Source organism: Streptomyces sp. NPDC057543, assembly GCF_042801895.1.
Lineage (GTDB): Bacteria > Actinomycetota > Actinomycetes > Streptomycetales > Streptomycetaceae > Streptomyces.
The window spans coordinates 1-5,159 of sequence record NZ_JBHVFF010000425.1 but is presented as its reverse complement, the minus strand read 5'-3'; the positions used below and the strand labels follow the sequence as shown (position 1 = coordinate 5,159).

Here is a 5,159-nt window from a genome sequence, read left to right as displayed (position 1 = left end):
GTCCGGCCCCGGCACGAGGACACCGCCCCGCGCTACGGGTACGGCCCCGGGACGGCCGGAACCCGGCCCGGCTCCGGCGGCGCCCCGGGCCGGTTCAGAGCAGCGCCTTGAGCCTCTCGGCCAGCAGGTCCCAGCGCCACTTCTCCTCGACCCAGGCCCGCCCCCGCTCCCCCATCCGCTGCCGCAGCTCCGGGTCGCGGAGCAGCGTGACGATCCGGTCGGCCGTCTCCTCCGCCGAGCCGCCGCGCACCACCCACCCGGTCTCGCCGTCGAGCACGGCGTCCGGCGCGCCGCCCGAGTCGCCCGCCACCACCGGCAGTCCGGTCGCGGACGCCTCCAGGAAGACGATGCCGAGGCCCTCCACGTCGAGGCCGCCCCGACGGGTCCGGCACGGCATGGCGAAGACGTCGCCGGCGCCGCAGTGGGCGGGCAGCTCGTCCCACGGCACCGGCCCCGTGAAGTGCACCGAGTCGGCGACCCCCGTCCGTACGGCCAGCTGCTCCAGCTCCTTGCGGTACGGCCCGCCGCCCACGATCAGCAGCACCGCGTCCGGCACCCGCTCCAGGATCGCGGGCATCGCGAGAATCAGCGTGTCCTGGCCCTTGCGCGGCACGAGCCGTGACACGCAGACGACCACGGGCCGGTCCGAGAGCCCGAGCCGGGCCCTTATCAGGTCCCCGCCCGAGTCCGGGTGGAACGTCTTCTCGTCGACCCCGGGCGGCAGTTGGACCATGCGGTCCGCCGCCTCGGGGGTGAGTACGGCGGCGATCCGGGAGCGGGTGTATTCACCCAGATAGGTGATCGTGTCCGTGGTTTCGCCGATCCGGCCCAGCAGCTGACGGGCCGCGGGCAGCTGGGCCCAGCCCGCTTCGTGACCGTGCGTGGTGGCGACCAGCCGCCGGGCGCCGGCTCTGCGCAGCGCCGGTGCCATCAGCCCGAGCGGGGCCGCGGCGCCGAACCACACGGACGTGCAGCCGTGTATGCGCAGCAGTTGCGTGGCACGCCGGGTGACCCGCGGGGTCGGCAGCAGCATCGTCGTCCGGTCGCGGACGACGGTGAAGGGCTGCTCGGCGTCGAAGGCGGCGGTGGCAGCGATGCCTTCGGGGGTGCGCTTCCAGGTGGAGGCGTATACGACGATCTGTCCGGGGTCCAGGCGCAGTGCCATGTTGTGCAGAAACGCCTGGATACCGCCGGGGCGGGGCGGGAAGTCGTTGGTCACGATCAGGGTCTTGTCCATCCCGGCCGACAGTACCGGGCGGCCGGATGGCTCCCGCACAGGCGGGCGGGCATCATGGCTCCCCGTACCACCGGCCACCCACCGGCCACCCACCGATGTACCCACTGCGAAACGGATGAGGCGGTCATGAACGGACCGACCGGCACGCGGCTCGCCCTCGCGGTCTGGGCCGTCACCAGGGTCGCGCTGCTGCTCTGCGTGACCAAGGTGATCACCCTGTCCGGACCGGACGTGACCAGCGATGTCTCGGTGATCTACCACGGCTGGTCCGAGATCCTGAAGACCGGTACGTACCCGCGGTCCGACGTCACCTGGCAGTACCCGCCCCTCGCCGCGCTCGCCGTCCTCTCCCCCGCCCTGCTGCCGTTCCTGGACTACGCCTCGGCCTTCTTCGTCCTCGCCTTCCTGTGCGACGGGCTGGTGCTGGGGCTCCTGCTGTACGCGGGCCGCGGGACCAGCCGCCGGAAGGCGGGCGCCTGGGTGTGGGTGGCGGGCGTTCCGCTGCTCGGTACGACCGCGTACGCCCGTTACGACGTGATGGTCACGGCGGTGGCGGTGGCGGCGCTGCTGGCGGGCGTGCGGCATCCGCGGGTGCTGGGCGCGCTGGCCGCCGTCGGTGCGCTGCTGAAGGTGTGGCCGGCGCTGATCCTGGCCGGTACCGCGCGCGGTCCGTTGACGCGCCGGGCGTGGACGGCCGCGGCGGTGACGGCGGCCGGGCTGCTGCTGGCGTGCACCGTGGCGATGCCGGGTGCGCTGGCCTTTCTCGGCTTCCAGCGGGACCGGGGCACCGAGGTCGAGTCGCTGGGAGCGCTGGTCTTCCACGTGTGGCGGAATTTCGGCTGGCAGGGCCGGGTGGAGCTGCACTACGGCTCCCTGGAGTTCCTGGGGCCGCATGTCCCGCTGGTGAGCACGCTCGCCCTCGGTCTGTCCGTCGCCGCGTTCGGCTGGCTGCTGGTGTGGCGGCTGCGGGCCCGCGACTTCTTGGTGAGCACCCCGGCCGACGCGGCGTTCACGGCGGTGCTGCTGTTCACCACCACGAGCCGGGTGATCAGCCCCCAGTACATGCTCTGGCTGGTCGGCCTGGCGGCGGTCTGCCTGGTCTTCCGCGAGAGCCGGATGGTGCTCCCGGCCGCTCTGGTGCTGCTCGCCACGGGCCTCACCCAGTGGGAGTTCCCGTTCGGGTTCGTCCATGTGGTGAGCAGTGACACGACGGGCGTGACGCTGATGTTCCTGCGCAACGGCCTGCTGGTCGCGGCGACGCTCATCGCCTGTCGGCGGCTGTGGCGGCAGACGGTGTCCGGTGCGCCACGCGACGGCGCCGAGCCCTCGACCACCGAATCCGAAGCCGGCCGTGCGGCGGAACCGGTCGTCGGTTCCTGAATCACGCGCGGCGCTCAGCAGCCGTGTGGCGTGCGCGGCCGGCAGCGCGCCGCGGTCAGCCGAGCCGGGAGCGCAGATACTCCCGCCAGAGCGCGGTGAACTCCGGCGGAGTCGTGGCGAGCACCTCCTGCATGGCCTGCTCCACCGCCCCGTCCCGCCCCGAGTGCCCTCCGACGGCCCGGTAGAAGGCGAACAGCTTCTTCTCGCCCCAGTGGTCGGCGATCAGTTCGCAGGCCAGCCAGCCGCCCTCGTACGCCTTCGCCAGGCGCGTCGAGTCGCCCGCGAAACCGAAGTCCTCGTCCGTGGGGAGTCCGGCGGGCAGCTCGCCGCGCGCGACGGCGTCGGCCAGTTCGGGCGCGGCCCGGGCGGCCGTGCTGTCCTCGGCGCGGTAGGCCGCCCAGTCGGCGAAGCCCTCGGACAGCCAGGTCGGGGTGGCGGCCCGGGTGCGGGCGCGGGTGGCTACATGGGTGATCTCGTGGGTGAGGACGATGCGCTGCCCGAAGGTGCTGAGCACGTCGTACGCCTGTGGGTTGACGATCACCCGGTCCGCGGGCGCCCGGTCCGGGCCGCCGGTCCGCCCGGTGGTCACGGCCGCGATGCCCCGGTAGTTCGCCGCCGGTGACCCCAGCAGCCCCGCCATGTCCTCCACGGTGTGCGGTACGAGCACCAGCACGCGGCCGGCCCAGCGTTCCGGCCAGGCCCCGGAGACGGCGGGCACCGCCCGGTCCGCGGTCCGGGCGATCCCGCGCAGCTCCTCCTCCGTGCGGCCGACCCCGAGGACGAGGCTGTGCTCTCCGTGTACCGCCCGCACGTCGCCCTGCTGCCAGAGCTGCCCGGCGCCGTCCTTGCCCGCCCGGTCGCCGGTGAGGTACCAGCGGCCGTCCGCCCGGTCCCGGCGCAGATCGAGCACCCGGTCCACGGAGACCGGGGCGGCGTCGTACCCCTTGATCGCGTAGCGCAGCTGGACGTCGGCGGTGGCCCGGTCGGTGCCCTGCGCGGTCACGTCCGTCAGCCGGTACGTCCACGAGCTCAGCGGTACGTCCGCGAGGTTGTCCAGTTCCCGGCGCTGGGCCGTGCGCAGCCCGGTGGCCCGCGGGTCCACGACGGCCAGGTAGGCGTCCGTGTCGTGGGCCGGGACGGCGGCCGCGCGGCGGTCCAGGGTGGCCCGGACACCGCGGGTGGCGGAGGCCTGGACGGCGTCGTCGTCGGGGGCCGCGCAGCCGGAGACCAACAGCAGCCCGGCGAGCAGCACACCGGCCGCGCGCCTTCCTCCGTCACATCCCCGCCGTGCGGGACGCCGTCTGTGGGTCACCCGGTCGAGCGTACGGGTCAGACGCGGGTGACCGACGAGACGGGCATCATGCCGACGGGGTCGTAGCGCACCGGGGCGCCCGGGTACGGGGCGTGGATGACCTGGCCGTTGCCGACGTACATGGCGATGTGGCCGGCGTCCGCGCGGTAGGCGACCAGGTCGCCGGGGCGGGCCTCGGAGAGCGGCACCATGCGTCCCGCGTACCGCTGGGCCTGCGAGGTGCGCGGCAGGCTGATCCCGGCCTGGGCGTACGCCCACTGCATCAGCCCGGAACAGTCGAACCCGGCGGGTCCATTGGCCCCCCAGATGTACGGGCGGCCCAGTGCCTGGCGGACCGCCGCCACGGCTGCGGCCGCCCGTGCGGAGCCGGCCGGGAGATCGGCCGTCACCGGGAACACGTCGTAGCGACCGGAGCGCGAGGCCCGCTCGAAGTCCGCCCGATCGGCGGCGGGCAGCCCGTCCAACACCTGCTTGGCCTGGGCGAGCTTGCGCTCGACGGTCCGTTTGTGGCGGGTGGCGGCCATCCGGTTGCGCTCCAGCTCGGCGAGCGCCCGGGCGGCCTCCGCGCGGGACTGCACGAGTTGGCGCTGCGTCTGCTGGAGTTCCCGCACCTCGGCGCTCCGACGCTCGGTCAGGCGGTCCAGGGTGGCCGCCCGGTCGAGGTAGGTGTCCGGGTCGGAAGAGAGCAGCAGGGCGAGCGAGGGGTCCAGACCGCCCGAGCGGTACTGCGCGCTCACCACTGAACCGAGCGCCGTACGCAGCCGGTTGAGGTGTTCCTGGCCGCGGGCCGCCCGGTCCCGGGCCCGGCTCACCTCGCCGCGCAGTCGGCCGGCGTTCTCGCCGGCTGCGTTGTACTGCTCGGTGGCCCGCTCGGCCTCGCTGTACAGCCGGTCGACCCGGGCCTTGGCGTTCCGGGACGTGTCCTGCGGGTCGGCGTTCGCCGTGGCCGCCCCGAGCGTGGCTGCCGCGGTCGCCGCCGCGGCCGACAGGACAGTGACCCGGGTTCCCCGGTTGAGGCCGGGCTGTGTGGAACGGCGATGGGACACCACAGGACGCCGCACTCCCTTCCGCTGTACGCAGACGCGCGCAGCCCCTGCCACCCGGGGCGGGCGGACCGACGACCGGGAGCTGCACGGCAGGCAGACAGTAGTCGGACGATTACGGGGCGCCCAAAGGCCGCGCCGGGCGGACGAGCGGCGAAAACAGCTGCGCCCCGGCGGTGACCTGTGG

The 5,159-nt window shown here is 74.2% G+C and carries 4 protein-coding genes; 1 reads left to right on the top strand and 3 read right to left on the bottom strand.

Annotated elements, in window-relative coordinates; all coding sequences use genetic code 11:
• Positions 1-94 precede the first annotated feature (94 nt).
• On the bottom strand, positions 95-1,237 hold the full coding sequence (locus tag ACFU8Q_RS38845; RefSeq protein WP_384464112.1) for a glycosyltransferase family 4 protein: 1,143 nt from the start codon (positions 1,235-1,237) through the stop codon (positions 95-97).
• Between the two features lie 126 nt (positions 1,238-1,363).
• Between ACFU8Q_RS38845 and ACFU8Q_RS38840 the strand changes: the two genes are divergently transcribed.
• Positions 1,364-2,617, top strand: coding sequence for a glycosyltransferase 87 family protein (locus ACFU8Q_RS38840; protein ID WP_384464109.1), 1,254 nt, complete (start codon positions 1,364-1,366; stop codon positions 2,615-2,617).
• Positions 2,618-2,672: 55 nt separating this feature from the next.
• Here ACFU8Q_RS38840 and ACFU8Q_RS38835 read toward each other — a convergent pair whose 3' ends face one another.
• Complete coding sequence (locus ACFU8Q_RS38835) at positions 2,673-3,929, bottom strand: hypothetical protein (protein ID WP_384464106.1); 1,257 nt, start codon at positions 3,927-3,929, stop codon at positions 2,673-2,675.
• Positions 3,930-3,946: 17 nt separating this feature from the next.
• Positions 3,947-4,978 (bottom strand): NlpC/P60 family protein, encoded by a 1,032-nt coding sequence (locus tag ACFU8Q_RS38830; RefSeq protein ID WP_384464103.1) that lies wholly within the window; start codon positions 4,976-4,978, stop codon positions 3,947-3,949.
• Between the last annotated feature and the right edge of the window lie 181 nt (positions 4,979-5,159).